This is a genomic window from Huijunlia imazamoxiresistens, assembly GCF_037132455.1.
Taxonomy (GTDB): Bacteria; Bacteroidota; Bacteroidia; order Chitinophagales; family Chitinophagaceae; genus Flavisolibacter; species Flavisolibacter imazamoxiresistens.
In genome coordinates this window covers 1-26,499 of record NZ_JBBBEI010000030.1, presented here as the reverse complement: position 1 = coordinate 26,499, position 26,499 = coordinate 1, and the positions used below count along the sequence as shown (strand labels likewise).

General features: G+C 54.9%; 22 protein-coding genes and 1 pseudogene. 7 read left to right on the top strand and 16 right to left on the bottom strand.

Annotated elements, in window-relative coordinates; all coding sequences use genetic code 11:
- Nucleotides 1-266 precede the first annotated feature (266 nt).
- Complete coding sequence (locus tag V9K67_RS23270) at nt 267-2,141, top strand: metallophosphoesterase (protein ID WP_336726822.1); 1,875 nt, start codon at nt 267-269, stop codon at nt 2,139-2,141.
- 188 nt (nt 2,142-2,329) lie between these two features.
- Here V9K67_RS23270 and V9K67_RS23265 read toward each other — a convergent pair whose 3' ends face one another.
- The 3 genes from V9K67_RS23265 to V9K67_RS23255 form a co-directional block, all read right to left on the bottom strand.
- Entirely contained in the window at nt 2,330-4,555 is a 2,226-nt protein-coding gene (locus V9K67_RS23265; protein WP_336726819.1) for a sensor histidine kinase, read from the bottom strand.
- 27 nt (nt 4,556-4,582) lie between these two features.
- A complete protein-coding gene (locus V9K67_RS23260) occupies nt 4,583-5,014 on the bottom strand; it encodes a response regulator (protein WP_336726817.1) in 432 nt (143 codons plus the stop codon).
- 373 nt (nt 5,015-5,387) lie between these two features.
- Nucleotides 5,388-5,843, bottom strand: a complete 456-nt coding sequence (locus V9K67_RS23255) for a hypothetical protein (protein WP_336726815.1) — start codon at nt 5,841-5,843, stop codon at nt 5,388-5,390.
- A 137-nt stretch (nt 5,844-5,980) separates the two neighbouring features.
- Between V9K67_RS23255 and V9K67_RS23250 the strand changes: the two genes are divergently transcribed.
- Complete coding sequence (locus tag V9K67_RS23250) at nt 5,981-6,739, top strand: TerC family protein (protein ID WP_336726813.1); 759 nt, start codon at nt 5,981-5,983, stop codon at nt 6,737-6,739.
- 160 nt (nt 6,740-6,899) lie between these two features.
- Here the strand turns inward: V9K67_RS23250 and V9K67_RS23245 are convergent, their stop codons facing one another.
- The 8 genes from V9K67_RS23245 to V9K67_RS23210 all read right to left on the bottom strand — a co-directional run bounded on the left by V9K67_RS23245 (nt 6,900) and on the right by V9K67_RS23210 (nt 15,023).
- Entirely contained in the window at nt 6,900-8,234 is a 1,335-nt protein-coding gene (locus V9K67_RS23245) for a bile acid:sodium symporter family protein (protein WP_336726811.1), read from the bottom strand.
- Between the two features lie 35 nt (nt 8,235-8,269).
- The gene (locus V9K67_RS23240; RefSeq protein ID WP_336726808.1) at nt 8,270-8,926 is read right to left on the bottom strand and encodes an aspartate/glutamate racemase family protein; all 657 of its coding nucleotides are present in this window, start codon (nt 8,924-8,926) and stop codon (nt 8,270-8,272) included.
- A 107-nt stretch (nt 8,927-9,033) separates the two neighbouring features.
- A complete protein-coding gene (locus V9K67_RS23235) occupies nt 9,034-10,422 on the bottom strand; it encodes a four-carbon acid sugar kinase family protein (protein ID WP_336726805.1) in 1,389 nt (462 codons plus the stop codon).
- 153 nt (nt 10,423-10,575) lie between these two features.
- Complete coding sequence (locus V9K67_RS23230; protein WP_336726802.1) at nt 10,576-11,826, bottom strand: ribulose-bisphosphate carboxylase large subunit family protein; 1,251 nt, start codon at nt 11,824-11,826, stop codon at nt 10,576-10,578.
- A 141-nt stretch (nt 11,827-11,967) separates the two neighbouring features.
- Nucleotides 11,968-12,735, bottom strand: coding sequence for an SDR family NAD(P)-dependent oxidoreductase (locus tag V9K67_RS23225; protein ID WP_336726799.1), 768 nt, complete (start codon nt 12,733-12,735; stop codon nt 11,968-11,970).
- Between the two features lie 302 nt (nt 12,736-13,037).
- Complete coding sequence (locus V9K67_RS23220) at nt 13,038-13,538, bottom strand: hypothetical protein (protein WP_336726796.1); 501 nt, start codon at nt 13,536-13,538, stop codon at nt 13,038-13,040.
- Nucleotides 13,539-13,970: 432 nt separating this feature from the next.
- Nucleotides 13,971-14,381, bottom strand: coding sequence for a YybH family protein (locus V9K67_RS23215; RefSeq protein WP_336726793.1), 411 nt, complete (start codon nt 14,379-14,381; stop codon nt 13,971-13,973).
- A 279-nt stretch (nt 14,382-14,660) separates the two neighbouring features.
- The gene (locus V9K67_RS23210; protein WP_336726790.1) at nt 14,661-15,023 is read right to left on the bottom strand and encodes a hypothetical protein; all 363 of its coding nucleotides are present in this window, start codon (nt 15,021-15,023) and stop codon (nt 14,661-14,663) included.
- Here V9K67_RS23210 and V9K67_RS23205 point away from each other — a divergent pair.
- Nucleotides 15,022-16,097: pseudogene (locus V9K67_RS23205) on the top strand (IS3 family transposase); the annotation flags it as partial. The gene V9K67_RS23210 and the pseudogene V9K67_RS23205 overlap by 2 nt on opposite strands.
- A 581-nt stretch (nt 16,098-16,678) precedes the next feature.
- Here V9K67_RS23205 and V9K67_RS23200 read toward each other — a convergent pair.
- From V9K67_RS23200 to V9K67_RS23175, 5 genes are all read right to left on the bottom strand, one after another.
- Nucleotides 16,679-17,170 carry a hypothetical protein gene (locus V9K67_RS23200; RefSeq protein WP_336726787.1) on the bottom strand — a complete coding sequence of 164 codons (492 nt, stop codon included), beginning with the start codon at nt 17,168-17,170 and terminating at the stop codon, nt 16,679-16,681.
- 225 nt (nt 17,171-17,395) lie between these two features.
- The gene (locus V9K67_RS23195) at nt 17,396-18,043 is read right to left on the bottom strand and encodes a CPBP family intramembrane glutamic endopeptidase (RefSeq protein WP_336726784.1); all 648 of its coding nucleotides are present in this window, start codon (nt 18,041-18,043) and stop codon (nt 17,396-17,398) included.
- Between the two features lie 664 nt (nt 18,044-18,707).
- Nucleotides 18,708-19,592: an immunity 26/phosphotriesterase HocA family protein gene (locus V9K67_RS23185; RefSeq protein ID WP_336726781.1), complete on the bottom strand. Its 885-nt coding sequence runs from the start codon at nt 19,590-19,592 to the stop codon at nt 18,708-18,710.
- Between the two features lie 149 nt (nt 19,593-19,741).
- The gene (locus tag V9K67_RS23180; protein WP_336726778.1) at nt 19,742-20,077 is read right to left on the bottom strand and encodes a HepT-like ribonuclease domain-containing protein; all 336 of its coding nucleotides are present in this window, start codon (nt 20,075-20,077) and stop codon (nt 19,742-19,744) included.
- Nucleotides 20,061-20,369 carry a nucleotidyltransferase family protein gene (locus V9K67_RS23175; RefSeq protein ID WP_336726775.1) on the bottom strand — a complete coding sequence of 103 codons (309 nt, stop codon included), beginning with the start codon at nt 20,367-20,369 and terminating at the stop codon, nt 20,061-20,063. Before V9K67_RS23175 ends, V9K67_RS23180 begins: the two co-directional genes overlap by 17 nt.
- Before the next feature lie 634 nt (nt 20,370-21,003).
- Between V9K67_RS23175 and V9K67_RS23170 the strand changes: the two genes are divergently transcribed.
- The 4 genes from V9K67_RS23170 to V9K67_RS23155 all read left to right on the top strand — a co-directional run bounded on the left by V9K67_RS23170 (nt 21,004) and on the right by V9K67_RS23155 (nt 26,369).
- Nucleotides 21,004-21,975: a hypothetical protein gene (locus tag V9K67_RS23170; RefSeq protein WP_336726773.1), complete on the top strand. Its 972-nt coding sequence runs from the start codon at nt 21,004-21,006 to the stop codon at nt 21,973-21,975.
- A gap of 44 nt (nt 21,976-22,019) precedes the next feature.
- Nucleotides 22,020-23,741, top strand: coding sequence for a Dyp-type peroxidase (locus V9K67_RS23165; protein WP_336726770.1), 1,722 nt, complete (start codon nt 22,020-22,022; stop codon nt 23,739-23,741).
- A gap of 91 nt (nt 23,742-23,832) precedes the next feature.
- The gene (locus tag V9K67_RS23160) at nt 23,833-25,932 is read left to right on the top strand and encodes a choice-of-anchor J domain-containing protein (RefSeq protein ID WP_336726768.1); all 2,100 of its coding nucleotides are present in this window, start codon (nt 23,833-23,835) and stop codon (nt 25,930-25,932) included.
- A 104-nt stretch (nt 25,933-26,036) separates the two neighbouring features.
- Entirely contained in the window at nt 26,037-26,369 is a 333-nt protein-coding gene (locus V9K67_RS23155; protein ID WP_336726767.1) for a DUF6686 family protein, read from the top strand.
- The last annotated feature ends 130 nt before the right edge of the window (nt 26,370-26,499 follow it).

Genomic DNA, 26,499 nt, shown 5'->3' with positions numbered 1-26,499 from the left:
TTTTCGGTGGATTGTCTAACTTTACACAGCCATTCCGGGCAGCATTTGTGATGCATGGGTTTCACGCCCTGTCCCCCCACCAGAAAACACGCTTTTTTTTAAACCGGCCGCTCCCCTTGACCGGCCGCCGCACCCCTTGCGTCCGCCCTTTGCCGGCTTACCCCTTGTCTACTGACATCCCCGCCCGGTTCATCCCCTGTTGAAGCCCCTTCTTCCCGCTCCCTGTGTCCTGGTTCCCGGAAATTCCTCACCAATATTAATAATCTATGAAAAAAAACCTGCTTCTCTGTCTTTCCCTGCTGACCAGCCACCTCCTTTTCGCCCAGACCACCCTTATCCCCTCCGGCACGCTATGGCCTTACCCCGGCAACGGTGACAAAGCCGAGCTTATTCGCGGTCCCTACCTGCAGGCGGGCAGCGCCACGGCCATGACCCTGCGCTGGCGCACCGACATCCTTACCGATTCCAAAGTGGAGGTGGGCGCCAGCCCGGACGCCTATACCCTATCGGCTTCCGATCCTGAACGGACCACGGAACACATCCTCCGGATCTCCGGCCTGGAGCCCGATACCAAATATTACTACCGCATCGGCACCTCCACCTACATCCTGCAGGGCGACAGCACCCACTTCTTCCGCACCGCCCCGCCGGCCAATACCAACCGCAACATCCGCATCGCGGTCTTTGGCGACTGCGGCAAGAACGGCCGCGGCTACCAGACCGGCACCCTGCGCACCTACCTCGATTACGTGGGCGACAACCCGGCCGAGCTGCTGCTGATCCCCGGCGACCTGGCCTACATGGACGGCAAGGACGTGGAATTCCAGCAATTCTTTTTCAACGTCTACAGCCCCAACATTCTGCGCAACCATGTACTCTTTCCCGCCCCCGGCAACCACGACTACCATACCACCACCAACATGCAGCGCACCGCCCCCTACTTCCGCAACATGACGGTGCCCATGCAGGGCGAAAGCGGCGGGATACCGTCGAAAGCGAAAAACTATTACGCCTTCGACTGGGGCAATATGCACGTGCTGTGCCTCGACTCCTATGGCATGGAAAGGGACAGCACCTACCTGTATGATACCCTGGGGCAGCAGGCCACCTGGATGAAAAAAGACCTGGCGGCCAACACCCGCGAATGGCTGGTGGTGATGCTGCACCATCCCCCCTACTCCAAGGGCCACCACGATTCCGACGTGGAAGGTCCCATGAAGCGGATCCGCGCCCGCCTCGTGCCCATCTGGGAACGCTACGGCGTGGACCTGGTCATCGGCAGCCACAGCCACAACTACGAGCGCTCCTACCTGATGAACGGCCATTACGGGCCCGAAGCCAGCTTCTCGGCAGCGCTCCACGCCAAAAGCAACTCCTCGGGCCGGTACAACGGCTCGCCCAACTCCTGTCCCTATATCACTTCGGCGGGGCTGGACAACGACAAGGGGATCGTATACGTGGTATCCGGTTCGGCGGGGGCCTACAGCGAAGTATCCAAGGGGTTCCCGCACAAGGCCCTCCCTTATGCCTTCGATGACGGCGGCTCGCTTTTCCTGGAGGTGGAAGGCAACCGCCTGGACGGCAAGTTTTTGCGCATGGACGGCACCGTTGCCGACCGCTTTACCCTCATGCACAGTGTCAACAAAAAACGGAGCATCGCCCTGGAAGCCGGCTCCACCACCAAGCTCAAGGCCTCCTGGGAAGGCAATTACAAATGGTCGACCGGCGAGAGCTCCCGCAGCATCATGGTCAGCCCTTCGAAAAAAACCGTTTACACGGTCAAAGACCCGTATGGCTGCCTGACCGATTCGTATGTCGTAACGGTAAAAGAAGACGAGAATAAAGAAGGGGAACCTGCCCTGCGGGCAGAAGTTAAAGACGAAAAGGAACTACGGCCGGCGGCGGTTTCGGCTTTCCGGGTGTATCCCACCGTGGCGCGGCAGGGACAGCGCATCACCGTGCAGGCCCGCGAAGGATCCCTGCTGGAAGTGCTCAATGCCCAGGGCCGCGTCGTACGCCACCTCCAGTGCGGCGCTGCGGCCACCACGCTGTCAACCGCCAACCTGCCCGCCGGCACCTATGTGCTGCGGCTGAAAGGCAGCGGTAAGGCGGCCACCCAGAGGGTGGTGCTCACACGGTGATGTCGGATGTCGGATGTCGGATGTCGGATTTCGGATCCCCTAGATTGTTGAAAAGGTCTTCCACTTTGGAGCACCTCCCAAATAGAAAATAAACGAAAAAGGCCCCCGGTTTTCGGGGGCTTTCCTTTAAGTAGAACATTATCTTCTTTCAATCTCGCCAAAGGCGAGACGACATCCGACATCCGAAATCACCTCAGCCGCTCCGCCTTCAAAACCGACGGGTCTTTCCTTGGGGCGGGGCCTACCGGCAGGGCCTGCGGCAGGAACACCTCGAAGACGGCTCCCTGGCCGGGCTTACCCGAAGCCCGGATCAGGCCGCCATGACTGTGCACGATCTTTTTACAAATTGCCAGGCCCAGGCCGGTACCCGGGATCTCCGCCTGGGTATGCAGCCGCTGGAACAGCTCAAAAATCCGGGCCGCATACTGCGGGTCGAAACCCAGGCCGTTGTCGCGGAAACTGATGTGGTGGAACGCCCGCCCCGCTACCTGGGCGTCGGCACCCGGGCCCTGGACGACCTCCGTGGTAATGGAAATAAAGGGCGCGATGCCGGGACGGCTGTACTTGATGGCGTTGCCCACCAGGTTTTCGAACAGCTGCTGCAGCTGGAAGGGCACGCCCCGCACCAGCGGCAGCGTGTCGGCATGCACCAGGGCTTCCTTTTCGTCGATGGCGGCCTTCAGGGAAAACAGGGCGCTGTGCAGCACCTCGTTCAGGTTTACCAGCGCCATCTCTTCCGGCACCATGCCAATCCGCGAAAAGGACAGCAGGTCGCGGATCAGGTTGCGCATGCGGGCGGCCGCCAGCATGATTCTTTTGAGGTGTTCGCGGCCGGTAACACTGAGGCCTGTTTCGGTGGTCTCGATAAAACTGCCAAAGGTCTGGATCTTGCGCAGCGGTTCCTGCAGGTCGTGGCTGGCGATGTAATTAAAGGAGGCCAGCTCCTCGTTGGACTGCTGCAGCTCGAGGTTCTTTTCCCGCAACTCCTCCGCCGTCTGCATCCGCTCGGTCACGTCGTGGATCATGATCAGCAGGCCCATGACGCTGCCGTCGGCATCGTGCAGGGGAATGTAGCTGATGTCGCCGGTTTTCTGGCCGTCGAGGTAGGGCAGCTCCATGGCGTAGGTAGGCACGCCCTGCAGGCCGTCCTCGATGAACTTGATCCGCAGGTCGCTGGTCAGGAAGGGAAATACTTCGGTGATCGTTTTGCCGATCACCTCCTCCTTGGAGCGGCCGAACATCCGCTCGTTGGCCCGGTTCCAGACGGTATAGCGCCGGTTGGTGTCGATCACGGCGATCATGGCCGCGCTGTTCTCCACCAGCGATTCCACCAGCTGGGTGCGTTGCTGCAGCTGCTGCTTCAGCAAAAATTCTTCGGTAATATCCTGGGTGGCACCCAGCAGCACGGCCTGTCCTTTGTCGTTCCGCTCCAGGCGGCCCTGGGCTTTCATGTGGCGCAGGCTGCCGTCCTTGCGCAGCAGGCGGTACTGGAAGGGCGAACAGCGGCCTTCCAGGAGGCATTGTTCCTTCACCTCCAGGATCAGCGGGCGGTCGTCGGGATGCACCTGGTGCAGAAAACGTTTAAAGGAAGGCTCTGTACTGTCCGGCTCCCAGCCCGCAAGGGCGTAGAGGTTGGCCGAGCAGCTCAATTCATTGGTGGCCAGGTTCCACTGCCAGGAGCCCATGCAGCCGAGTTCCTCGGCCCGCTCGAACAAAAAGTTGGTTTTCCGCACCTCCTCGCCTGCGGCCTGGGTCTGGAGCAGGAAGCAGGCGGAGCGCGCCAGGCGGCGGCGCAGGATAAAGACGGCCAGAACGATAAGGCCTGCCGCCATGAAGATCAGCATCAAGGCATAGATCGGGGTGGCCAGGGTATGCTGGTCGCTGGCGGCTACGTGCCGCTGCAGCAGGGCGGTCTGGCGCTCGTCCAGCCGCTGTGCCTGCAGGTCCACGGCCTCCATCGCCCGCTTTCCCGGCAGGAGGTCCCGGCGAAACTCCCGCGCCAGGGCCTCGTTTCCCCGGTGCCGCTCCTGTACTCCTTTCAGCAGGTGCAGCCGCCATTGGATCAGGGTTTGGAGGGTATCGGTTTCCCGGAGCAGCGGCGGCTGGTCGTTCCAGAGCAGGCGAAGGCGGTAGAGCTGTGTATCGATGCGGCGGGTACAGAGCTGGTAGTCGGCATAAAAGGCCCGGTCCCCCGTGAGCAGGTATCCCCGGTGCCCGGTTTCGGCCTCCCGCAGTCCCGACAGGATGCCGGCCAGCGTGAGGCGGGCCGTGTGGGCGCGGTTCACCCGGGCCGCGGCGGCCCGCATTTCGGTGATCCGTGCCACGAAGGAATAGGAGACAGCGCCGATGAGCACCAGGGCGGCAGAAAAGATGAACAGTAAAGAATGGTTGCGGAGATAGCGGAGGGGTCTCATGGATGGCAGCGATTTTCCGGTAAGTGGTTAAGGACAGACAGAGCAGCCTTTGCCGGAAGGGGTGCGGAATTGGGTGCACACCCACCGGATCAGGTCCGCCAGTTGCGAAACGTTGTCGGGTTTTGGAAAATAATGGCAGCGCTGCTGCTTCGAAACCTTTTCCAGGTTGGCCGGGCTCATACAGGTGTTGAGCACCACTACGGGAATATGCCGGAGGGCATCATGGGCATTGATCTCCTCCAGGCAGGTGAGACCGTCCTTTTTGGGCATGTGCTGGTCGAGGAAGATCACGTCCGGCAGGGGCTGCCCGGACGCGGTCAGCGCCTGCATCAGCTCCACGCCATCGTTGTAGATCCGCAGCTTGATATCCCCGCTCACGCCCATCAGGGCCATTTCAAAGAAAAACTGGTCGTCGGCATCATCGTCCGCCAAAGCAATCGTCAGGTGTTTTTTGAACATACGGCAATCATTTTTGTGGAATAGATATTCTGCTTCCCATTTTGGGACAGATCAGGGTACGTCCATAGGATTAGTGCCGTGGACAAGAAATGGAAGGGATGCTTCCAGGGCTTGCCGCTGTTTTCGGGGGGTAAGGATCGGAAGGAACAAGACCAGGCTACGAACGTATGAAAGGATTTTCCAGGAACAAGGTAGGGCCGGACCCGGATTGGCTACCGGGGGCTTTGCCGTCGAAAAGCTTTTCTTTCTTTAGGCAAAGCAACCCTTAAAGGTTGCCTAAATCAGGTGAAAAAGGGGCATTTTTCGGTGAAAGGGGCTTTTTTGCCGTCGAAACCGGGAAAACCCAAGGCCAAAACCCGTCCACCACCCCGCTTCAGGGTGCCAGGTCCAGCTCTTCATTGGTCAGGGAAAAATACAGGTTCTGCAGTTGGTGCAGGTAGTGTACGACCAGGCAGACGCCATCGGGCCGCCGGTAGCGGAACACCGACTGGGCGGGGTCGTACACCAGCTCAAAGCCGTCGTTTACAAACCGTTCGCCCTCCAGGGGGCGGAACCCGGCCCGCTGCAGCAGGGCGGCCTCCAGGGGCACGGCCTCCAGCTCGGCGAGGGGCTTTTGGCGCGTTTCCATCTGCATCCGGTCGTCCTCGAAGGGCTCGACCCGGTGGTCGAAGTTGGGCGAGGAAAACCCCACCTTGTCCCGCCAGATGGCGGAGATCTCGATCAGTACCGGCATCAGCGTGGTGCCGGGATGTGCCCGGGCGGGGTTCCAGCGAACGAGGTTACCCAGGCGCAGCTCTCCCGCCTTTAAACTTCCATTTGTCGTGGTCATGAGGCTCCAGGTTTTCAGTGAAAAAAATGCAGGTGCACTGCCTTAAAGCTAAGAGATAATGCGGAAAAAAGAGAGGCCGGGAACGAAAGAAGGAAAAGAATGCACGAGATGATTTCCTTGCTTTATTTTTATTGCCTATGGAATCGATTATTGCGCTTTTAACGTTAATTCTCCTGGAAGTAGTGCTGGGACTGGACAATGTCATCTTTATCTCCATCGTGGCGGGACGGCTGCCGGCGGAGCAGCAACAGAAGGCCCGGCGCCTCGGGCTGATCCTGGCCATGTTCCTCCGGCTGGGCCTACTGGGGATCATCTCGCTGATCCTTAAACTCGAAGGCAACCTGTTTACCGTATTCAACATCGGCATATCGGGCAAAGACCTGATCCTCATTGCGGGGGGCCTGTTCCTGATCTACAAAAGTGCCACGGAGATCCACCACAAAATGGAAGGCGAGGAAGGCGATACCTCCAAAGAAATTAAGGCCCACTCCTTCCGGAACGTCATTTTCCAGATCCTGATCCTGGACCTGGTATTTTCCATCGACTCGATCATTACCGCCGTCGGCCTGGTCAGCGAACTGTGGATCATGTACACGGCGGTGGTCATCACCGTGGGCATCATGCTGTTCGCCTCGGGGCCCATCAGTGATTTTGTCAACAAACACCCGGCCTTCAAGATGCTGGCACTGAGCTTCCTGCTGCTGATCGGGGTATCGCTGATTGCCGAAGGGCTGGAATTCCATATTCCCAAGGGCTATATCTACTTTTCCATGGCCTTCGCCCTGCTGGTGGATGTGTTACAAATGCGGATGAGCAAAACCAAAACACCCCCCGTCCACACCCGCGAGCACTACCTGCCCGGGGAGGAAAACGTCATTAAAGAGGATAAGGTCTGAGGAGTTTCTGAGTTCCTGAGTTAGGCGTTTACGAGTTTACGAGTTCGGTGGAGCAGGTTCGGTGATTCGTTAGGAGTTTAAAAAGTTTGGGGAGGAGGTTTATGGCGTTTCTGCTGCCATAAACCTTCTCCCCAATTCCAAATTCCAATGAACCAATTCCCTATCCCCGGCTTATGGCCAGTTCGGTTCCGGCCGGCTCCCTGGCGGGCTCCGACAAGGCCTTATCAGGGGCCGGAACGGCCCGGCGGCGCCAGAAGTTGGCCAGGATGGAACCGGAAATGTTCATCCAGGGGCTGAAGACGGCCGCGGCAAGGCCTACCGTTCCCAGCTTGCCCATGCTGCCGGCCAGGCCCGAGGCCATGCCGCCGTTTTGCAGGCCCACTTCGAAGGCCACGGTGCGGGCCGAGTTCTTGTCCAGGCCAAACGCCCGGCTGAGCCAGTAGCCGAAGAAATAGCCGGCGGCATTATGGAAGACCGAAGTAAAGAACAGCAGCAGGCCCACCTGCATCAGGTTGTCGCGGCCGGCGGCGGTGGTGACGGTGGTAAAATAGACGATGCCAAACATGGACAGGTAGGGCATGAAGCTATCCAGCTTGGGAAACCGGGCGGTCAGCCAGTGGTAGGCCACCCCCGCCACGACGGCACCGGCAAAGAAGCTGAACACCTCTATCGATCCCATAACGGGTGCGGACAGCCGTGCTTCCATCAGCGACCAGGTGACCGGCAGGCCGCCCAGCCACAGCAGGCACAGGACGGTAAGGACCATCACCCGCAGGCGCCCCTTGGGCGTGGCCCGCTTCAGGTAGTCGTGCAGCAGGGCGGCGCCGATGGGCACGATCACGATCTTGATGATCTCCATCATCATGTCCAAAAAGCGGATCTGGATCATGGTGCCGGCCAGCAGCTTCATCAGCAAGGGGGTGAGCAGGGGCGCCGCCATGGTGGCCATGGCCGTTACCGCTACCGACAGCACCAGGTTGGCCCGGGCGATGTAGACCATCACGTTGGACGCCAGCCCGCTGGAGCAGGAGCCGATGAGGATAATGCCGGCGGCGATCTCCGGGTCGAAATGAAAGATCTTGGTCAGCAGGAAGCCGACCAGGGGCATGATCGAAAAATGGCAGAGCAGCCCGATAAGCACGCCCTTGCCGGTACTGCCGAGGCCCGAGAAGTCGTGCAGGCTCATCTGGGTGCCCATGCCGAACATCACCATCTGCACCACGATCAGGATCAGCCATTTGTTGCGCAGGTCAAAGCCGCCCCAGGAGCGGAAGGCCATGGGGTAGATCATGCCCGCCACCACGGCGGTGATGATCCAGGCGGTGTACTGGTAGCTTTTCAGGGCGGGTACGGCCCCGATGCCAAAGGAAAAAAATACGGACAGGCAGAGGGCCGCCGGCTGCCACACAGCCGGCTGGCCGGAATAAAGCCCTGCAATAAGTAAGACCAGGGAGAGCCCGCTCAGCCCGAGGCTCATTTTTCGGATGCTTTTCATACGGCAAATCGTTTAGGAGGGGAAAGACAAATCGTTTAGAGGAGGGTGGACAAGTGTTTGATGGCCTGGGGCGGCGACGCCAGGATGGGCACGCGGCGGTCGGCTTCGGCCAGGGTGTCCACTACGCGGGCCATGGAAGCCTGGGCCAGCAGGATGACATCCACCTGGGTGGACAGCTCTTTGAGGGCATCGGCTACCATCGCGTCGTGGCGGGCGGCATCGCCGCCCATCAGGGCTTCGAAGGCGCCTTCGCAGAGGCGGGAGGTCAGCTCGATCTCTTTGCCGGCGGCAGCGGCACGGCGGCGTACCAGGTCGCTGGTGGGTCCCAGCGTGGTGGGCAGGGTAGCCACTACACCGATGCGGCGGCCGGTCTGCACGGCCAGGTCGGCCATGGGCTGGTCTACCCGCAGCACGGGCACCTTGGTCAGGGGGGCGGCGGCTTCCACGGCGGCGCCGATGGAGGAGCAGGTCACCAGGATAAAATCGGCCCCGGCGGCTTCGGCCGAGCCTACATAATCCACCACGCGGCGGGCGGTGCCGGAGGTCAGCTCGCCCCGGTTGATCACGTCCTTGATCAGGCTGTCGTCGACGATATTAAATACATTGACACCGGGCAGGTACTGGTTGCACAACTGCTGAAACACCGGCACCAGGGTAGCCGAAGTATGGATTAATCCTAAGGTCTTCTTCATAAGTACTTTTTACTGAATATATTTTAGTAGTAATTACACGATTGCTGAATGGGCAATGGTCACGGGAGTCCCCTCCCTACTTCCCAATGAACCAATGAACAAATTGCCTATTGCCTATTGCCTCCCTCGGCTACCATTCCGAAAAAGTCTTCCCGGCCTACCTGGCCGCCTTTGAACACCACCTGCAGGCCGTTGACCGGCGAGCCGGGGGCAAAAGCTTTGCAGAGCGGCGCCCCGGGAGCAAGGGGTGCGATCATTTCCACGGCTTCGATGCCCATGGCACGGGCAGCATAGCTGGAAGTATCGCCGCCGGCCACCACGATGCGGGTGAGCGGGGCACGCCCGGCCACATCCCGGACCAGGTTGCCCAAAAAGCTGCCGTAGGCCAGCGAGGTGCTGATGGTATCCATCTCCTGCTCTTCGAAGATGCGGGCCGTGCGGGCAATGCGTTCGTCATCGGCGCCGCGGCTGGTATGCACCACTACGCCGGTGCCCTGTTGCAGCAGGGAAACGACCTTTTCCACGTCGCACTCCAGCGCAAAGCCGGGACCGGAGGCCTCTTCGTGGGCGTTGATCTCCACGGGCACTTCGGCAAAGCCGTTGGCCACGGCCCAGGCGATCTGGCCCGAGGTGACCGGCGAGCAGCTTCCCGAAACCACCAGCAGCCCTTGCGCCCGGCCCGGGTGGCCCGGGTGGCCCCATTCCTGGGGCGGCTGCAGCTGGCCGTTAGCTGCCCAGTGTGCGCCCAGGGCCATTTCCACGCCCGAGGAGCCCACGGAGAAGAGAGGCGTTTCGCGGGTGGCGTACCCGTCGATCAGGGCGCCTACCGCCCCCATCTGCTCTTCGTACATGGCGTCGAACAGCACCACTTCGGCTCCGTCCTGCACCAGCTTGCCCAGCAGCCCGGGGGCGTCCGGGCGGGCGATCTGCAGAATATCCAGCAGCGCCGTTTTTTTGGGGGTCTGGCGGGACAGGTGCAGCCGCAGGTCGCTTTCGTCCGCCGGGGTCACCGGGTGGCGGCTCATGGAAGGGTGCCGGTCGAGGCGGTAGATGGCGCCGTCACTGCCGATGCCCATGCGGGCAAAAAGGTTGCCGAACACGCAATGGCGGCCCAGGGCGGGCGCCGCCACCAGCAGCGGCACGAAGGGGGCAGGGATCACCTCCGCTCCCACTTCAATGGCTTTGCCGATGCTGCCGATGGTGGGCGAGGAATCGAAGGTGGAGCACACCTTGTAATGGATGTGGGGTGCGCCCAGCTGCCGCAGGGCCGTAAAGGCTGGCCGCAGCACGCTTTCCATCTGCTTCGGCGACAGGGCCCGGGTATTACCGGCCACACCCGCGGCCTGCAGGCCCGGGTAGCGCTCCAGCTGCTCCGGGTCGGGCGGCTGGATGAACAGGACGGTCCTAATCCCGGCCCGGCTCAGAAATTCCAGCGCATCCGTGGAACCGGTAAAGTCATCGCCGTAATATGCTAAAAGGAGGTTGTTTTTTTTCATGTGCGTGCATCGTCAAGAGTGAAAGGAATTGGTTAATTGGTTCATTGGGAATTAGGAAGCTTCGCCTCCCCCAAACTCCCGGGCAGCAACTTAAAAACCAAAACCCAAACTTCCAACCCGAACTCGTAAACTTGTAAACCCTAAACTTTTAACTCAGGAACTTTTCTTCCCAAACTTCTCCACGGACCGGCCGAATTCCGGGTAATGTTGGGCGGCCTGCTCGAGGGTCATGCCCTGGACGGCGCCTTCCCAGGCCTGCTGGAGGGCCCGCACTCCGCCGGCGGGGCCGTCGGGGTGTGCCAGGATGCCGCCGCCGGCCATGTAGAGCAGGTCGGTGGTCTGGGTACGGCGGAAGGTTTCGGGTGCCTGCCCGCCCCACTGGCCCGAGGAAACCACGGGCAGCAGCAGCGGCTGGTCGCCCAGGGGCTGCAGGCAGGACTCGATGGAACGCACCACCGAGTCGTCGGACTCCCAGAATTTATTTTGAATGCCGTTGACATGGAGCTGGTCCACGCCGGCCAGGCGCCAGAGCTTCTGGTAGGCCGGGAACTCGATGCCGAGCAGGGGGTGGCGGTTCAGCATGCCCCAGCCGTTGCGGTGGCCGTGGATGGCCAGCTCACCGCGGTCGCAGATCTTTTTTACCCCGGACAGGCCCACGCTGTTGACGCTGACCATGGCGCAGGTGCCGCCGGCGGCCACCAGCTTGTCGTAGTGGCGCTGCATCTCGTCCAGCTCGTCGCTGATGTTGAAGGCGTACATGACCTTTTTGCCGGTCTTTTGGGCATGGTCGTTGATTACCCGCATGATGGCGTCCACCCGCTGGTCGAAGGGCGAGTTGGCCGGCGAGCCCATGAGCTCGTCGTCCTTGATGAAGTCGATACCGGCGGAAACGAGGGATTGTACCAGGGCGGCGGTGGTTTCGGGCGACATACCGATGCTGGGCTTGATGATGGTGCCGATCAGGGGCCGGCCGTGGACGCCGGTGAGGCGGCGCGAGCCTTCGATGCCGAAGGCGGGCCCGCGGAAATGGGCGGCATAGGCGGCGGGCACCTCGAGGTCCATCAGCTTCAGGCCGGTAAACTGTGCCAGCTCGTACAGGTTGCCTTGCAGGGTGGAGACCAGTACCGGCAGGTTGTAGCCGAAATTCTCTACCGACCAGGACACTTCCACCAGGGCGCGGTGGTACAGTTCGTTGCGGCTGGCGTCGCCGGGAATGGCGGGCTCGGGTACCGACCCGATCAACCGGATGTTTTCCACCCGGGCGGCAAAGCGCGCTTTGAGGTCTTCGGTTTCACCGGGAACGGCTACAAAGGTGCCGGAGGACTGTTCCCCGGCCAGGATGGCCGCCGCCTTTTCAGGCTGCAGCGGCGTTTCAATGAAGTATTTGGCAAAAATTCTTTCCATGGCAATGCGATAATGGCCTGTCGGCCCGGTATAAAGCTCGGATTATGAGCCGCGTAAAGTTAGCCGAACCCCGGCCACTGGAAATATAACTTTTTACTGTAATGATGGATTATTTTACCGCCTGTGCCGGGCTAATAAATATTAAAGTGCGGTACGCCCTCCGTCCACGATCAGCGTGGCGGCGGTGACCAGCGAAGCCCCGTCGGAGCAGAGCCAGGCAACCGCTTCGGCTACCTCCGCCGGGTCCCCGGTACGCCCCATCGGTATGGTGGTCAGATTGCGTGCCCTTATTTCCGGCTGGTCAAATAAGGGTTGGGTCAGCGGCGTGAGGATCCAGCCCGGGCAAACCGCGTTGATGCGGATGTTTTGTGCCGCATATTCCAGTGCCGCCACCTTTGTCAGGCCGACCAGGGCGTGTTTGCTGGCGGTATAGGCGGCAAGGCCGGGGGCGGCAATAAAGGCGCCTGCCGAAGAGACATTGACGATGGCCCCTCCCCCCTTTTGGAGCATTTGGCGGATCTCGTGTTGCAGGCACCGCCAGGCACCGGTAAGGTTCACCTCGAGGACGCGGTGCCAATCCTCTTCCGACACCTCGTGGGTGGGGCCGGCTAGAACAATCCCGGCATTGTTGACGGCGAGGTCCACGGGGCCGAAGGTATCCAGGATTTTTCCGAACATCCGTTCCACCTGCGCGCCATCCGAAACATCGCAGGGAATGCCGATCACCTGGTGACCCGCCGCTTTGAGCTTCCCGACCTGCCCCATCAGCTTTGCTTCTTTTACAGCGCATAAAGCCACAAAAGCCCCCGCTTCGGCAAATAAAGTTGCGGTGGCCAGGCCGATACCCGAAGAGGCGCCGGTGACCAGCGCCACTTTTCCTTCAAAATCGTATTTTGGAGGTGCCTGCATAACGGTTCATTGCCTGAGGCTGGCCCAAGGGACTGATATAAAAGGACACCCTGAACGCTACCCCAAATCATAAACAAAAATATTAAAATATTACTTAATTAATATTCTGCTTATGAAAGACAGGAAAATGCTTTTGCCCCATAATGCTTTGCGATTTTTGTTATTTAATCCGGAATATCCATTAGACGGTCGAAGTCGCCGTTGGGTATTGCTCCGTACAGAGGAGCCTTCACAAAACGCTACACGCCATCGTTGACGTTGGAGGTTCGGTGAAAGGCTGATTATGGCATTTTGCCGTATAGCTACTTAAGTCCTAATTCATTAACCTCTTTGTCAACTTTTATCCATTCTACATCTGTATCAATGTCCCTGGGCACAGGCCTTATCACCATAAAAAGTGGCGTCAAATAAAGCACCTCAACTGTCCGCCTGTTGTAGCCCAAAGCACCTCTGCCCCGCATTTGAAACTCCACTTTGTTAAAACTAGAACGTATGTTTTGATAAATTACTGTCTGGGTCCGCCATGCCCCTGCAGCAAATACAATTTCCAGTGGACCGATAAAAAAAATTAGAATTAGTGCCAGGATGGGCAATATCAGGCTTAGGATTCTTTTGTATACAGGTTGAAAAGAAATTGCATTGCCTATTAAAATGGCAGGCGCCCCGATGAAAAGTCCTAAATAGACAAAGTATTTGATAAGTTGGCTCTTAATGTTAAAGCTGGTAAAACCGTCCATCAGAAATAGCGCCAGCACTGCTAGGTAAACAATATTTGCAAGGATCAATATAGTCCTGGTCTGCATATTAAAATGTCATACAACGTCAATAAATTGCTGTCCTTGAGGATATTTATGAAACTTCAGGCCCACTACGTACAACAGCTAATAGAATAACGAAGTTTAATGGTACCAGAAGATTATATTTAAATCGCTGTTTGGCCGCGCCCGTAAATCATAAGTTCGTTTTACCTGTTGTTCTTAAATAAATTCAGATCCAAAGAAATTTTTGCATTTTTGTACAGAAGAAAAATGCCAAACAGCATATCGTCAAAGTTGTTAACAGCTGCATTTTAAGAAACGTTTCCAGAATGACAATACTCCAACCTAAAACGTTGCTCCATACTTGAAGCTTACTGCTAATGCCTGATCATTACTGATGCAATTCTGTCCAGCCCTGCTTTAGCAAATATTCCTGTTGCGTGCAATGTCTGATCCAATTAAAGGCATTTCTATCCATCACATACCTTTGTTCGCTCCTTTTGCCCACGCCCAGGCAGCCACACGCCAACCATCCCCTGTTTTCCGCAGCGCGACCGTAAAAACGGCTCCCGACTGCACTACCTGCGTGCCCTTGAGGTCGAACCTCATGGTAGCTGGCAGGACAACATAGGCGCTGTCTTTAGTCACATTGTTGTGCAAAGGTTCGCCAAGCGTCACAAAATAGCCGGAAGCGCCATGCGCCTCGCCTTCCGCCAAAACATCCCTATACCAGTCCAAAGCCGCAGTCGCGCCTTGCCAAACATGCGGCGCCATACCATCCAGGATCTGACCCCGGGCATCGAAAATAGCAGCCATTGCAAGAGCGTCCCCCCGATTGAAAGCATCAATGTATTGCTGTACGGCTGCCAATGGAGTTTCTGTATTCATGAGGTTATATTTTTATATTTAGCACATGGCGGCTCATCCTTTAATGCATCTTTAATTGAAGGATGAATTGCGCCCAACAGCGTTCAGGGGCGTTGCGTCCGTGGCGACATTCCGTGACTAATCGCCCCAGGGTTGCAGCCTGACTTTCTATTGCTGAAGGTAAGAATTTTAAGCCTGGCATTTTTCGTCCTGCCGGAACGGCAACCGAACAGCGGGTAAAAGCTGAAGTTACGTCAATAGCCCCGCCCAGGCGCAAAACCAGATGTTGGCTGCTGCAGTTCATGGTAGCAGCGTTTGACTTTGAACGACAGGAAAGCCAAAAACGCCTTTGAAATAATCTAACTTCACTTTCTTGTAGTCATGAACGATTTCCTGGTACTCACAATCAAAAACCAACTGTTTCTCACAGCCGTAAAAGTCAATCATCACGTAAGGGCTGCGACAACTCCCGCCTTTTCCTTTCGCCAAATTCCCTGTCTCCTTAATGACAAAAATATCCGCAGTGACTTCCTTTTCCGCGAATTCCCTATTCAGATAAAGAGTCAAAAAGTAAGCATTCCCGCTGTCGGCTTCCCCGGATTTCGGCCACTCGGGTATAGAGATCACAACTGATGAGATTGTTATCTTTAAAACCTGAAACATGAAAAAAGTCAAGTTTACCGAAGCACAGATCGTAGCCGCATTGAAAAAACAGGAAGCCGGCGTCACCGTAAAAGATATCACCCGTGAGCTGGGAATCAGCGAGGCCACGTTTTACGCGTGGAAGTCGAAGTACGGCGGCATGGAAACCTCAGATATCGTCAAAATGAAAGACCTGGAGAGAGAGAATGCCGAACTCAAAAAGATGTTCGCCGAGCTAAGCATTGAGAACCGAGCCCTGAAGAACCTCATTGAAAAAAAGTTCTAACGCCCCAGGTAAAGCGGGAAGCTGTCGATTTCCTTACCGGGGAAGAGCAGCTTAGTAACCGAAAGGCGTGCAGGCTGATGGGCATATCCCGAAGCACCTATCAGTACAAAGCGAAACCCAAAGACGATCACGAGGTGCAGGACGCCCTGACGGCCCTTACCACAAAACATGCGGCCATTGGCTTTTGGCAGTGCTATTACCGACTGAAAAACAAGGGCTGTGCCTGGAATCATAAACGGATTTACAGAGTTTATACGGAGATGAAACTGAACATACGCAGAAGGTCAAAGAAACGCCTTCCGGAACGGGTAAAACAGCCCCTGGCGGTGCCAACAGCACCCAACCAGGTATGGAGCATCGACTTTATGAGCGACAGCCTGGTGGACGGTCGTAAATTCCGCCTGCTCAACATTATTGATGACTTCAACCGGGAATCGCTGGCCATCGAGGTGGATACGTCCCTGCCATCACTTCGGGTGATCCGTGTGCTGGAGCGCTTGGTGGAGCAAAGGGGAAAACCGGCCAATATCCGCTCGGACAATGGGCCGGAGTTCATTTCCCATAAGCTGCAACAGTGGTGCGAGAGCCAAAGCATTACCCTCCAGTACATCCAACCGGGAAAGCCGATGCAGAACGCCTACATCGAAAGAAAGAACGGCAGCATGCGCAGGGAACTGCTGGATGCCTATTTATTCAATAGCTTAAACGAGGTGCGCATCATGGCCGAGGAATGGCGGGAGGATTACAACGCCGAACGGCCGCACAAAGCCCTGGGTTATCTTTCACCGCTTATTTACGTCGGGCAGCATACTCGGAACCAAAATGAGGGTTCGCAGCTTTATCCACAAACGGCGAACGAAAATCACTTAAAAATTGAAGAGAGCCGTTTAGTGGATAAAGCGATGAGGAAACCCTTGGAAACCAATTAGAAATCTCTGCCCGACAGTGGACCTAAATTGCGGGGAGCCTACAAAGGTCCAAAAGGTATTGAGAAACACTCTTGTTACAAACAATAAAACAACTGCAGCAACAATGGTTCCAATCCCAACTACAATAAACAGATACTTAGGTTCAATGATTGTTCTTCTGTAAATATTGATTCCCCAAACAACAAAGCTCAATGATAAAATGAAGAGCACGAATAATATAGAGTCAATGATTTCGTCCCAGTCTCGCTTACGCCTTGAACCTTCAGGAGGAATTAGCCGCTTTGTTTTCGCTTTCAATTTAGGAATGATCTTTTTCTTGCAGTCAACGGAACGGGTGTTGCTGTGGATAGGGCCTTTGGAAATCCTCAGCTTCACTCTATTTCTGTTGGTGATTAAACATAATTGCGTTGAAAACATATTCGTGGGCACCTATTGCTGCAAAACCACGTTTTACGCATTTATTATGGCTTGGTACATTTAATCCAATTACTACCCAAAGTATCGGAACGAACACAGGCAGATATTCTGAAGTAAGCATTAATTTCATTCACTTCTATGGTATCAGAATGATAACTATCTCCTGTAAAACCTGTCCAAAAAGCTTGTCGGATGATTTTCTTATTTTTATTGGATCTATCGACAAATAGAATTTCCGTATCCTCCTTTATGGTTATTTGGTTTGGAAAGTCCGGTAAAAGAAATTCAATTACTGTGACAACTAATAAGAAGAAAAAGACAGGTAACATAAATAGCCATTTCCAGTTACTTCTCAACTTATAAAGTCCAAAAACTAATAAGGACAATATTGCAACCAGTATTAGAGCAGAGGATTTATGAACATAAAAATAAAAGTTGCTGTTTCTAATTTCAAACAAGTCTTTAAATACTTCGTCTATTACCAAATAAAAACACAAAGAAATGGTTCCGCATAATATATATTTATTAACTTTCATTGGATCTACTTGGTTGCTTACAACGGTCCGGGGCTTAAGGTTCGTGTCGGAATTCTATGATCCGTCGCCCTGGAATTCAGGCCATATTTGCATTAAAGCTGAAGATAAGAATTAAAAGCTTGGATTTGTTCGCTGAGCCGGAATCGTAGCCGGAAAGCGTGTTTAGGCTGAAAGTCCCCCCGTCGCAGCATTATAAAGCCGAATGTTTAACCAACAGCCACAATTTCATAAATACACGGGTAGGAGCATTTTATATTTGCTCTTCCCTTTTATAAAAATTGCTAACGCAAAAGCAATTACGACAATTTCATATATCAAAGTGAGAACAAGTCCATTTATACTTGAAGCAGCAAATTTTATTTGAAATATTCCATAGTTCGATCCATCAAACCCTAAACTATGCAACAGAACATTTCCAGTTATATGAAGTGTGACTGCTGTCCAAATTGATGTTGTAAAGTAAATAACGGAAATAAAAAGCAATGACATTGTAAAAGTCGTCATAACCAGGCTCAACCCATTTGCTGTTAGCCCAGTTCCTTGTAAATGAAAAAGTCCAAACAATAATGACACAAAGAGCACACCGCCTATTTGCCCCCAAAACTTTACAGAAGCTACCAATATAAAGCCTCTGAATAATAACTCTTCAAGGGTATTACCTAAACTGTAAGAGATTATATCAGTGCCCAGATTGATTTTTGAATAGGGATTCTTTCTTATCTCAAATGGATAAATCAGATAAACAATAGTCCAAATTGTTGCAATCAATAAGCACCCTAATACAATTCCACCCAAATAGTATTTAATACCTCCGGGTTTGAATTTCAGTGTATCGAAAACCAAAAGGTTTTTTCTGCTAAACTTGAAATTCAAATAGTAAGTTAGTATCAAATTAAACAGCAATATTGTCGAACGTATGAAAAACGGGAACAAGTTGCTTCCAGGAAAACTACTCTGCACAATGATATTTACTATCCAGATGAGTACCCCAAATGATAAGAATAAGATGAAGTCAATTTTCAAAGCTTTGGAAGGTAACTTAGATTTCAATTAGTGTAGATTGGTTTTTAATTACTGCTAACGTCAGTTCGTCTAAAAACTGATCTTTTGCTCGAATTTAAGGATTAATGAAGTCGCTATAAAGCATTATACGGCTGCTTTTCCCTGGAACAGGTAAAAAGCAGGAAAAAACAGAATAGAACCTTAGCCCTGTTTTGATATGGATACCGTGTGGCGAAATACTTTTCGAATAGCCTTTTCATTGTCTTTTCTGAAATTCGAGATGGTATTATGATCGGGCACCAATTGGTTGATCAGCCACATAAGTTCTACGTTTCTTTTACTTTCCCCCCTTTGAACAGACTCAAATGGCAATAGTTTTTAGACAGTTTGACGTTCGGGGGCTTTGCGGCAGTACCGGTATTCGGTGTTTCGTCAGCCTCAATTTTGCAATGAAGATATATAGAATTTCAACTGTTTAGCCTATGTTCATCAGCCTGTATTGCGCCAAACCCATGTTGCCTGCTGGCTTCTGTCCTTACGCATTTAGAGATGCCCCATTTGTTGCAATGAATGTCTCAATATCGGTCTTTGAATATGGAATAGTAATAGCTGTTGATGTCTCTGCCGGATATGGTATTCTCAACTCATTGTCTCCTAAAGGCTTGTGCCCCACAACAGGCATTTCTCCACGGTACACGTCAAGATCGAAAATAAACAAGGATGGCAAAGTCTTCTTCGCCGCAACTGCATCAAGATCAATGTCCAAAGAATTTGCATAATAAGCATAAGGTGCTACAAGCAAAGAGCGGGGATGAACATAATTTATTCTAGGGCTGACAAGCAGGTTTTCTTTCCTTGCTTTGTACACATCAAGCAGAATTCTTGCAAATCCATATTCATTATGTCCGATTTTAAAAGCGATAAAGTCACCTTCCTTTACTTTTATCGTTAACCGTTTTTTAGTGAGTTGCTTATCAAGCCATTCAAAATTGCCTTTAGATGCTCTTCGTATGTAATTGGCAATCCAGTTGTCAATGTCCTGATAGGTTTGAATAGAACCGTCCTCTGGAAAACTTTTGATGAAAAACAAGTTTCTACGGTTGTCGTAGACAGTCATGCCGCCGCCCCAGAATGAACCGGAGAATTGAACACCACAACCTTTAATTTTCAACAACCTTGAAATTGTCAGATTCTGGGGTCTTCCTCTTGCGGTCTTTGGCAGTAAAATTTTCCTGTCTTCTGTATCAATGTCGGTGTCGTATTCCAGATAGCCAAATTCATAGCTAAGAACTTTTACAACTTTGTTTTTGTGAAAATAAACGATGACAATGTCGCTTAAAACAACTCTGTCCCACTGGTCTGCAACCGGAGTCAGTCCGAAATAGCGTCTTTGGTCATTTGTGAGTTCGTAAGGTCTCATGATAAGCTTGCAGGCAACGATTAAAAGCTTTGTGAAGGCTGGGCATTTGTATTCCGCCGCTTCACAAATTTGCTGTCGCTCATTAAGGATAACATCTTGAAGCCATATTCATCAGCCCTGCTTTCACTAAGCTAATGTTGGCTGATGTGCTATTCGCTCAAGTACCGTTCTGCTTCTTGTTTTAGTATAGGGATATGGGTTGAGATAATACTCCATAAGATTTCATCAGAAACCGTATCATAGCCATGAATGATCCTATTTCTTGTTTCTACGATTCTTCGGGAGTTGGTAAACTGGATTGAAGCATCTTTTTTCAGCACTCTGTTCATAGCTTCGCCAATGATCTCCAGGTTTCTTTCTATGGCTCTTTTTGTCTTTATGTCGTTTTGGTAAGTGGCAAAATCAGGTACATCTGCTATAAAAGTATCAATCTCTTGAATTGATGCCAGGATATCATAGATCCAGGTCTTAATCTCTATATCCATAAATAAGGCGGAGCTGTTTTTCTATTGCCTGCTTGAAAAAAGGGTTTTTAATTGCCTTCTCTTCCAAAAGATCAACAGGACGATGAAGTGTATCTTCTAAAGCAAATTTCAAATTGAAGTAGTTGTCAGCATATTTGGCGAGTTCTATAGGCTCAAATACAACAAGAAAGTCAACATCGCTATCCTGCTTTAGCTGATCAGTAAGAACTGAACCAAAGGCATAGAGACGTCTAACCCCATGCTTTAAGCACAGTTCCCGAATCTCCCTTGTATGTTGGTCAATTAATGTCATACTGCTGGATGGCTACAAATCTACTTATTTTCCATAAAAGGTTGCCCCCAGGCATTTCAGCCAACTGTTATTTTCCGAACTTACGCATTCGTTTACTTTTCCGCTCATCTTTTACCAATTACCACATAATCACACACTTACAAATTCGCATTTGGAGTATTTAAATTTGCCATCCTGAACGCATGCCCAAACCAACTACTACAATAACGTATCATCACCAATTTGAATACCCAAAATGCGCCTAATAAAAAGCGCCACCTAGGCGCAAAGCTTCGCCTGCTGAGTCACAAACCGGTTTTGTTTGGCAGCTAAAGTTAATATATTCATGGTGTACTCAAAAAGCTTGTTACAGCCATGCCCCTGCCATTGCACTTCGACCCAAAAATGCCAAAAAACCATGATGCATTTTTGGGCTTTATGCCTACTTACTTGAAAAATGAGTGGAAAAGGCCATCCTTTCGATTCCCGCTTCCGCGCCTGTTAGGAAGCTTCGAAAATTTGCATACACAACGTGTTTTGTTTACTTTACGAACCTCCTGGCCAACGCATCAGGAGCGGGAGGCGGAAACCTTTCCCGCAAACGGTCCGGACGCGGATCCGGACCTGTTTCATCGGAAAACGAAACAAAAACCATATGCCCCCTTTACCACGCTTTGACCCCCCCGCCCATTTACAGGACGTTCCCGCCGGCTCCCCCTTCTACGACCGCTGGAGCGCCTTTATTTCCGGACTCATGGGCAGGACCCGCAAAGGAAACGGTGGCGGCGTTTTTTACAACCCTACCCTTACCGACCTTCCCGTTCATGCCGAAAAGCCAATGACCTGGATGGGCTTTCCCCGGGAACTGCTTCAGAACGGCGCCCAAAGCGGCGACGGGTCCTCGGCCTTCATCACCGCCGACGCGGATGAAACGCAGCGCATGCCCCAGATCGAATACTTCGAATGGAAAGCGGACCGGTCGGGAGGCAAAATTACCAAAGTCACCTTCGTCACCGAAACCGCCGACTATTACCAGGAACTCTGGGCCGTGGACCGGGAGGCGGTGGTGCGCCTGTACCGGGAACTGGTGAGCCCTGAAGTAATGGAAAAGGACCTGCACACGAAGGGGGTGTACAACAAATTCAATAAATGGAACACGACCCACGGTATTGTCCATTATATCCACCCGGCCAATTCCTTTAACGCGGCCATCGGTCTTTCCCGGGATGCCGTGAAATCTCCTGCCCCCTACAACGACAACTACGAGGCGCGCCCGGCACTGGCGGACCGCCTGACGTCCGCAGATCCAAGGATTTCCTTCGATATCCATATGCTGATCCGGAAAGGGCTATCCGTGAGCCTGAAAAATCCCATCGGCCTTTATATAGCCGGCTGGGATAACAGCGGCATCACCCATCCCGACGGCAGTCCTGCGGAAAACTACTGGCGCATCGTACGCGGAACACCGGGAATGGTGCTGCGCCTGGAATACGAAGTGCCTGCTTCTTTGGGCTTCGTGGTAGGCGACCTCCGCATCGGGGGGCGCCCGATCACGTATGGCGGCCAGCTGGCGGAACTGGTTACCGTAAGTCTTACCAGCACGATGGGCGCACCGGCAACGAAATAAAAAACACCGACCTGCAAAGACATGACCCTTTATCGACGAACCATATGAAAGAAGTTACCATCCCTGCTGCACAAACGGACCGGAAAGCCGTGGAGAAACTGATCGCCAATTTTAAGTTTATCCCCGCCCCCGAACCGAAAGACATCAAAATCCCGATCCTGACGCCAACGGTCAAGGAAGACGTCCCGGGATCGGACCCCGAACCGGTGTACGACTCCGCCGCCCAGGACGATATCCAGGGAAACATCATCCCGGGCTTCAATAAAGACCACCAGACCTTCCTGTTTTTTTCCATCGGCGACCCCAAAAAAGGCAAAGTCTTTTTAAAGTGGATCGTCCCCTTCCTGGCCTCCATGGAAGAAGTACTGGCCTTCCGGCGGCTGTTCCGTGCCCTGAAGCTGAAAGTGGGGGAACCCATTACCATGCTGTGCTCCACCTGGATCAATATCGCCTTTTCCCACCGCGCCATTGCTTTACTGGAAAGTGCCAAAGAGGCCGATGCTTTTGGCGACCAAAGCTTTCGCCAGGGACTGGCACAGCGCTCCGCCCTTTTGGGAGACCCGACGGATCCTGCTCATAAAGGACACCCCTCCCACTGGGTGGTCGGCGGCCCCCATAACGAAGCGGATATAGTCGTCATCGTGGCCTCGGACAGCCCTGCACTGCTGGAAGAAACGGTGGACGTGGTCCTCAAAAAGGCAGAAGGCGCCGGCCTGCAGCTGATTTGTCACCAGCGCGGTGATACCCTTCCCGGCAACTTCCGCGGCCACGAACACTTCGGGTTCAAGGACGGCGTTTCCCAGCCGGGCATCCGGGGCAAGCTATCCACAGCTCCCGGCGACTACATCACGCCCCGGTATTTTTCCCCAAAAGACCCCCGGAGGCTGTTTTTCGCCAAGCCGGGACAATTACTGGCCTGGCCGGGACAGTTTTTACTCGGCGAACAACGCCAGGGTACCGACCACCTCTATCATCCCGTCCCGCCGGCCGGTGATTTTCCGAAATGGGCCGCCCGGGGCTCCTACCTGGTGGTCCGAAGGCTGCAACAGGATGTTCCCGCCTTCTGGAACTTCGTTTTCCTTACCGCCACCCATGCCGGGCTCAGCCCGGATAAGGTCGCGGCCATGCTCATTGGCCGGTGGCCGAGCGGCGCCCCCATCCTGCGCAGTCCCGAAGCCGATGCCCCTGCACTTGGAGCCGATACCTTTGCCAATAACCATTTCCTTTTTGACGATCCCGCCCGCCCCGCCGATCTCCATGCGGTGCCCGGCTATCCCGGCGATGCCTTTCCGCAGGGCATGGGAGATTTTCTCGCCTCCGTATGTCCTCATTTCGCCCACATCCGCAAGGTGAACCCGCGTGACAGCGCCACCGACCTGGGCAAACCCCAGGACAACCTGGCCCGGACGATCCTGCGAAGAGGCATTCCTTATGGTCCGCCGGTGATCGGGATCAAAAATCCCGGCAAGGACCTTCTGCAACAGGAACGGGGACTGATGTTCCTCAGCTATGCGGGCAGCATGGAGCACCAGTTCGAATTTTTACAGCGCCGGTGGTGCAATTCCCCGGTGCAGCCCAATTTTGGCGGGCACGATCCCATTATTGGACAAAACGGCGGCGCGGCGGGCCGGGAGCGGTTTATCGAATTCCCGGCCCCTGCCGGCCCCCTGCGCATCCGCTTCCACGAGGAATGGGTAACGCCAACGGGAGGCGGCTATTTCTTTGCGCCTGCGATCTCCGCTATCAGCAAGGTCCTGGCAAGGTAACTACCGGCAGGCAGGGTTCCGGGTACGATCCCTCACCGGCAGTTGCCATAAGGTTTCCTACCTTTAAGCATCACCCGCAAACTTCACCGCCATGCGCAGCGTTCTGTTCTTGCTCGTTGTGTTCTTTTCCACGATGGCAACGCCTTCTTTACTGAAGGCACAGGGCGCCCGCCCCGCGGCCGTCCCGCTCTCCGTTGATTTCAACAACTGCGCGGCCCTTCCGCTGGGCGGTTTTAGCCAGTACAGCGTCCTGGGGGCGCAGACCTGGAGCTGCGTGCCCACCTTTGGGGAAGACGGCACCGGCGGGGTGCAGATCAACGGCTTTGCCCAGGGCGGCGCCGCCACAAACGAGGACTGGCTCATCTCCCCTGCCCTCGACCTGTCGGGTACCGCTTACCCGGTGCTTTCCTTTTCTTCGGTCTCGGCCTTTGAAGGCCCCTCCCTGAAACTGGTGGCATCGAAGGACTATAACGGTACCGGCGACCCGAAGAATTTTACCTGGACGGAGATCGACGGGCATTTTCCCGCCCCCAATTCCGCGCAATGGACCTCCTCGGCCGAAATAGACCTGTCCGCGGTGGCGGCCCCAAAGGTGTACCTGGCCTTTGTGTACACCTCGGCTCCCGGCAGGGGCGCCTCGCGCTGGACCGTCGACAACGTGACGATCACCACCGGCAGGGCGCCGCAGCCGGTGGTACGGACGTCGCCCGCAAGGCTTGATTTCGACTATGCGCGGGCAGGCACGGCTTCGCCCGTTCAGGCGCTGACGGTGGAGGACTACAACCTCTCCACTCCCCTCACCTTTACCGCTCCTGCCGGTTTCCGCCTTTCTGCCGACAGCCTGCACTTCGGCCGGCAGGTGGTGCTCCCAAAGGCAGCCTTTGCCCGCGGTCCGCAAAAGCTGTACGTCCGTTTCAACCCGTCCGCGGCCCATACCGCTTACAGCGGAACGTTGCAGGGCCGCACCGGCACCATCCGCCAGGCAGCCGTCCCCCTTGCAGGTACCAGCCTGCGCTCGCTGAAAGTGGTCAACTGGAACGTGGAATGGTTCGGAAGCCCCAAAATGGACCCGGCCAACGACAGCCTGCAGCAACAGAACGTGCTGACCATCCTGAAGCGGCTCAACGCCGACGTATATGCGCTTTCGGAAGTGGTGGACACGGCTCGCCTGAAGCAGCTGGTGGCCGCCCTTCCGGGCTATGGCTACGCCCTGGCCCCCTACGGCTCCTATGCCGACAATCCCAGTGATACCGACTATGCCGCAAGCCAGAAGCTGTGCTTTGTGTACCGCCGGTCGGTGGTCACCAACCGCGGCACCAGGGGCGTGCTGCGCAGCGGCGGCAGCCCCCAGGCGGGCCATAACTGGTCCAGCGGCCGCTTCCCCTTCCTGATGCAGGCGGCCGTCACGCTGGAAGGCGCCACCACCGAGATCGTGCTGGTGCTGCTCCATGGCAAGGCCAATACCGGCACGCCGGCCGAAAAGACCCTGTCCTGGGAGCGCCGCCGCAACGGGGCGCGGGAGCTGAAGGACAGCCTCGACCGGCAATTCCCCTTCAGCCCGGTACTGCTGCTGGGCGATTTCAACGACGACCTGGACGCCACCATCGCCCCGGGCATTCCCGGCGGGATGTCGTCGTACAGCGACTTTACCGCCGACACGGCCCGCTACGCCTTTCCCACGCTGCCCCTGAGCCAGGGGGGGCAGCGCTCCACCGTATCCAATGACAATATGATTGACCACCAGGTGGCCTCCAATGAAATGGGCGTGGCCTACGTGCCGCAGTCGGCGCAGGTGGCTACCTACGTGGCGGGCTGGGTGCGCAGCTACGGCGCCACCACTACGGACCACTACCCGGTGCTGGCCCGCTACGACACCCGCCTGCTGGCCCGGCCCGCGATCGTCCGGAATTTCCGGGCGGTAGTGGCGGGCAACCGGCTGCGCTTCCACTGGCAAACGACCTACGAAATGAACACCACCTGGCTGGTGCTGGAACGGGCGCGCAACGGCGGGCGCTACCAGGCCGCCGATTCGGTTCGGGGCCGGGGCGACAGCCGCCGGCCCCGGTCCTACTCCCTGGGCCTCACCCCCTGGCCGGGCCGGAGCCGCTACCGCCTGCGGGTGGTGGGCGCCGACGGCCGGGTGGTCCGCACGGCACCGCTGGCCCGCGAACAACCGCCGGCCCGCCGCTAAGGAATGGCAACAGCGGATCATCTATTCCGTAATTGGTAAACAGTTTTTCCCTATTTAAAAAGCCGTTGCGGAAAAGGAGGTTCAAATTTGGACAAAAACACCCCATGTGCCAGATCCAGACGTTGTATCACGACCAGCAGGTAGGCTATGTTGTCCGCTGCCCCGATTGCGCCAAGCTGCAAATAGGCTTCGGCAACCTCGTGCTGACCCTCGACCCGGACGGGTTCGACCAGCTGCACCGGCAGGTGCGCTGCACCCTGCGGGAGTACATTCCCTGCCCGAACAAGGCGGCCAAGAACATTATGCTCCACACCAACCACGAGGCCTGCAAATTGATCCTGTCGGAAGAGGAACTGCTGGACCTGCACCACATGCTGGAAGAAGCCGACAACGAACGCCAGGCCCGCCAACTGCTGGAACTGTTCCAGGTACCCTAGGCCAGGACTTTTTCTATTTAATGGTTGGAAATCTGGTACGCCAGGCAAAAACAAAGAGGCTGTCTCAAAAGTAGGCAGCCTCTTTTTTATTTTAAGCTATTGGAAGGGGCTTGGGTTTTTCTTTATTTTG

What these genes read in the sequence shown, in the direction of transcription:
- V9K67_RS23270 (WP_336726822.1), top strand. Translation starts at nt 267, where the DNA reads ATGAAAAAAAACCTGCTTCTCTGTCTTTCCCTGCTGACCAGCCACCTC.
- V9K67_RS23265 (WP_336726819.1), bottom strand. Translation starts at nt 4,555, where the DNA reads ATGAGACCCCTCCGCTATCTCCGCAACCATTCTTTACTGTTCATCTTT.
- V9K67_RS23260 (WP_336726817.1), bottom strand. Translation starts at nt 5,014, where the DNA reads ATGTTCAAAAAACACCTGACGATTGCTTTGGCGGACGATGATGCCGAC.
- V9K67_RS23255 (WP_336726815.1), bottom strand. Translation starts at nt 5,843, where the DNA reads ATGACCACGACAAATGGAAGTTTAAAGGCGGGAGAGCTGCGCCTGGGT.
- V9K67_RS23250 (WP_336726813.1), top strand. Translation starts at nt 5,981, where the DNA reads ATGGAATCGATTATTGCGCTTTTAACGTTAATTCTCCTGGAAGTAGTG.
- V9K67_RS23245 (WP_336726811.1), bottom strand. Translation starts at nt 8,234, where the DNA reads ATGAAAAGCATCCGAAAAATGAGCCTCGGGCTGAGCGGGCTCTCCCTG.
- V9K67_RS23240 (WP_336726808.1), bottom strand. Translation starts at nt 8,926, where the DNA reads ATGAAGAAGACCTTAGGATTAATCCATACTTCGGCTACCCTGGTGCCG.
- V9K67_RS23235 (WP_336726805.1), bottom strand. Translation starts at nt 10,422, where the DNA reads ATGAAAAAAAACAACCTCCTTTTAGCATATTACGGCGATGACTTTACC.
- V9K67_RS23230 (WP_336726802.1), bottom strand. Translation starts at nt 11,826, where the DNA reads ATGGAAAGAATTTTTGCCAAATACTTCATTGAAACGCCGCTGCAGCCT.
- V9K67_RS23225 (WP_336726799.1), bottom strand. Translation starts at nt 12,735, where the DNA reads ATGCAGGCACCTCCAAAATACGATTTTGAAGGAAAAGTGGCGCTGGTC.
- V9K67_RS23220 (WP_336726796.1), bottom strand. Translation starts at nt 13,538, where the DNA reads ATGCAGACCAGGACTATATTGATCCTTGCAAATATTGTTTACCTAGCA.
- V9K67_RS23215 (WP_336726793.1), bottom strand. Translation starts at nt 14,381, where the DNA reads ATGAATACAGAAACTCCATTGGCAGCCGTACAGCAATACATTGATGCT.
- V9K67_RS23210 (WP_336726790.1), bottom strand. Translation starts at nt 15,023, where the DNA reads ATGTTTCAGGTTTTAAAGATAACAATCTCATCAGTTGTGATCTCTATA.
- V9K67_RS23200 (WP_336726787.1), bottom strand. Translation starts at nt 17,170, where the DNA reads ATGAAAGTTAATAAATATATATTATGCGGAACCATTTCTTTGTGTTTT.
- V9K67_RS23185 (WP_336726781.1), bottom strand. Translation starts at nt 19,592, where the DNA reads ATGAGACCTTACGAACTCACAAATGACCAAAGACGCTATTTCGGACTG.
- V9K67_RS23180 (WP_336726778.1), bottom strand. Translation starts at nt 20,077, where the DNA reads ATGGATATAGAGATTAAGACCTGGATCTATGATATCCTGGCATCAATT.
- V9K67_RS23175 (WP_336726775.1), bottom strand. Translation starts at nt 20,369, where the DNA reads ATGACATTAATTGACCAACATACAAGGGAGATTCGGGAACTGTGCTTA.
- V9K67_RS23170 (WP_336726773.1), top strand. Translation starts at nt 21,004, where the DNA reads ATGCCCCCTTTACCACGCTTTGACCCCCCCGCCCATTTACAGGACGTT.
- V9K67_RS23165 (WP_336726770.1), top strand. Translation starts at nt 22,020, where the DNA reads ATGAAAGAAGTTACCATCCCTGCTGCACAAACGGACCGGAAAGCCGTG.
- V9K67_RS23160 (WP_336726768.1), top strand. Translation starts at nt 23,833, where the DNA reads ATGCGCAGCGTTCTGTTCTTGCTCGTTGTGTTCTTTTCCACGATGGCA.
- V9K67_RS23155 (WP_336726767.1), top strand. Translation starts at nt 26,037, where the DNA reads ATGTGCCAGATCCAGACGTTGTATCACGACCAGCAGGTAGGCTATGTT.